Origin of the sequence: Mesorhizobium sp. M1A.F.Ca.ET.072.01.1.1 (assembly GCF_004023325.1) — a bacterium.
Lineage (GTDB): Bacteria > Pseudomonadota > Alphaproteobacteria > Rhizobiales > Rhizobiaceae > Mesorhizobium.
In genome coordinates, this window is sequence record NZ_RZSF01000524.1 from 1 (window position 1) to 3,139 (window position 3,139).

General features: G+C 60.6%; 3 protein-coding genes. All 3 read right to left on the reverse strand.

Annotated features, from left to right (window positions below):
* The coding region (locus EOA32_RS35570; RefSeq protein WP_128374179.1) for a CopG family transcriptional regulator at positions 1–403 on the reverse strand (403 nt) is incomplete at its 3' end.
* Between the two features lie 116 nt (positions 404–519).
* The gene (locus EOA32_RS35575; protein WP_024502848.1) at positions 520–2,544 is read right to left on the reverse strand and encodes a conjugal transfer protein TraG; all 2,025 of its coding nucleotides are present in this window, start codon (positions 2,542–2,544) and stop codon (positions 520–522) included.
* A gap of 206 nt (positions 2,545–2,750) precedes the next feature.
* A partial coding sequence (locus EOA32_RS39410) for a hypothetical protein (RefSeq protein WP_210214882.1) occupies positions 2,751–3,139 on the reverse strand: 389 nt, incomplete at its 5' end.

Below are 3,139 nucleotides of genomic sequence, written 5' to 3' on the forward strand. Positions count from 1 at the left end.
CTCCCCCACCATTGTCTTTGCTAAGCGACTTTTTGCCGGAAGCGATCTGGCGGCCGACCTTCTCAACGAATTTCTCGAAACGCTCTTGGGCAATAGCCTGCGTTGCCCGATCCGGGACCGGCGTGTGGGCGTGAAGGGTGATCGAAAAGCGGATGAAGAGCGCCAGGCTCTCCAGGATCACCTCGGAATCGCGCCTGACGTGGGCAAGATCGCGGGAGAGCCGGTCAAGCCTTACGCCGTAGCGCCGATCGAACTCGCTCTCGCCACGCCGCTCGATGAACGCCTCGATCGCCTTCGCCACGATCGCTGATTTGGTCGTTGACGGATCGCGACTGAGGTTGTCCAGTTTCTCGCTGAGCTCCGGCTCAAGCAGAAACTGATGGCGAATGCGGTGCGGCTTCATGCGGCTCGTTCCGACGGCCCGGCGTTGCGCCGGCGACGGGAGAAGCATCGGCCAGACGCTCAAAATTGCTTATGGCCGTTATCTACGCTGAGGTGCGCTCTGCAACTCAGCGGACTTCAGAAGCCGGGAATGACATCGTCGCCCCTGCCCTCGTTGATACCGTAGGCGCGGGCCGCAGTGGAAATCCGATCCATGACACGCTTGTCCGCGAGCGCTTCGCTGTCATCGTCTGCGGGCTTGTACAGATCGGCCTGATCGGGCTCTTGAGAGACAACAACGTCTTCTTCGGGCAGGCTTGGATGGCGTTGCTGCTGAACGCCTCCCTCGTCTTCAACTGGCGCGTCGGCGCTTTCCTCGTCCGCAGCAAGTCGGCTATCGACGCTGCACACTTGTCCAGTCCAGCCGTCCGGGCGTGATGCAGGGCAGTCCGCATAGGGTCCGTCGTGCAGCACCGGCGCAGGCAGCACCCGATCTGTGAAATTCTGATCCTGATAATAGCGCAGCTTCTTGGCGCGGATCGGCGGCAACCCAGAAACCAGGACCAATTCGTCTGACGGCGGCAATTGCATCACCTCGCCTGGCGTCAGGAGCGGGCGCGCGGTTTCCTGGCGGCTCACCATGACATGTGAAAGCCAGGGCGCAAGCCGATGGCCCGCATAGTTGCGCATCGACCTAAGTTCGGTTGCGGTGCCGAGGGCATCCGAGATGCGCTTGGCCGTGCGTTCGTCATTGGAGGAAAAGGCAATTCGCACGTGGCAATTGTCGAGAATAGCATTGTTCTCGCCATAGGCCTTTGAAACCTGGTTCAAAGATTGTGCGATCAGATAGGAGCGAATGCCATAACCTGCCATGAAGGCGAGCGCCGTTTCGAAGAAGTCGAGGCGACCGAGCGCCGGAAACTCGTCCAGCATCATGAGCAGCTGATGCTTACGGCTCTTCTTCGGGTCCCCCTCCAGACGCTCCGTCAACCGCCTGCCGATCTGGTTCAAGATCAGTCGCACCAAAGGCTTGGTGCGCGAGATATCCGAAGGCGGCACGACCAGATAGAGCGACAGCGGTCGCTCTCCATCCACTAGGTCAGCGATGCGCCAGTCGCAGGACGAAGTGGCCGCCGCGACCGTTGGATCACGATAAAGCCCAAGAAAGGACATGGCGGTCGAGAGGACGCCTGAGCGCTCGTTTTCCGACTTGTTCAGGAGTTCGCGAGCCGCCGAGGCCACTACGGGATGGACCTGAGGGTTATGCCCCGTCCCGAGATGGTTTGTCGTCATCATCCGCCGTAGCGTTGCGGCAAACGAGCGTTGCGGGTCCGACAGGAAGGTGGCGACGCGGGCTAGCGTCTTGTCCTCTTCAGCGTAGAGCACGTGCAAAATGGCGCCAACTAGGAGTGAATGGCTGGTCTTCTCCCAGTGATTCCGTCGCTCCAGCGCGCCCTCGGGATCGACGAGGATGTCGGCGATGTTTTGAACGTCCCGGATCTCATCTGGGCCTTTGCGCACCTCCAGCAGCGGGTTGTAGCGTGCCGATCTCGGGTCGGTCGGATTGAACAGAAGGCAGTACGAGAATTTCGACCGCCAGCCGGAGGTCAACTGCCAATTTTCGCCTTTTATATCATGAATGATGGCAGACCCGGTCCAGGAAAGTAGCGTTGGAACAACCAGCCCCACGCCCTTGCCCGAACGCGTCGGCGCAAATGCCATGACGTGCTCCGGGCCGTCATGGCGCAGATAGCGATCGTTCAGCCTACCGAGGAAAACGCCCGCCGGCCGTAACAACCCTGCCGTCTCGACCTCATGAGTCGTGGCCCACCGTGAAGACCCATAGGTCGTAACCGACCCGCGCTGTCGCGCGCGCAAAAGCGAGCCTGCGATTGCGGCGGCACAGCCCAGGAATCCGCTGGCGCCTGCAAGCGTACCGGCTTTGTCGAAGACCTCCGGCGCATAAGCATCGAAGTGGAACCACCATTCAAACAGCTTCCACGGCTTGTAGATTGGCCAGCCGGCGAAGAGAAACCATGGTGCGCCGAGAGGCGTCTGGTAGGTCAGCATTTGAGCGCACCATTGGGTTGCCGTCCATACGCCGATAATGACAATTGCGCACACAACGGCGATCTGCCCGATCAGTAGCTTCGTAGGTGTCATCGGCTTGGCCCGCTGAACAACGCGACCTAGCATCGCGCGGTGCAGCCGGGACAGGAATGTTCCTCACATACGATTTGGGAGCAATGAACGACTTCCTACTATGCAGGTCGGTCAGCACGCGTGTTGCGCCTTCACGCGACACCATCCTCTCCATTCACCCTGAGGCCCGGCGCCGCCGACAGTTGCGTGACCGCTCCTCCGCAAAGTTATCTTCTGCGTTCAGGGAGCCAGGGCGCCTGGGCTGGCTGATGAACACCGTCCGCTCGCGCATGTGGGGTCGAATTGATTTGTGCCCAAGTGGAGGCAGGCTCATCATTCAACAGTTGCCGCAGTTCCCCTGGCTCGAACGCCATCATTGGTGGGGAGGCAGGCTCGTCTTCCAACAGTTGCCGCAGTTCCCCTGGCTCGAACGCCATCATCGGTGGGGAAGCGGGTTCATCCTCCAACAGCTGCCGCAGTTCCCCTGGCTCGAACGCCATCATCGGTGGGGAAGCGGGTTCATCCTCCAACAGCTGCCGCAGTTCCCCTGGCTCGAACGCCATCATTGGTGGGGAGGCAGGCTCGTCCTCCAACAGTTGCCGCAGTTCCCCTGACT

Coding starts and splice junctions, on each gene's coding strand:
- EOA32_RS35575 (WP_024502848.1), bottom strand. CDS start 2,544: ATGACACCTACGAAGCTACTGATCGGGCAGATCGCCGTTGTGTGCGCA.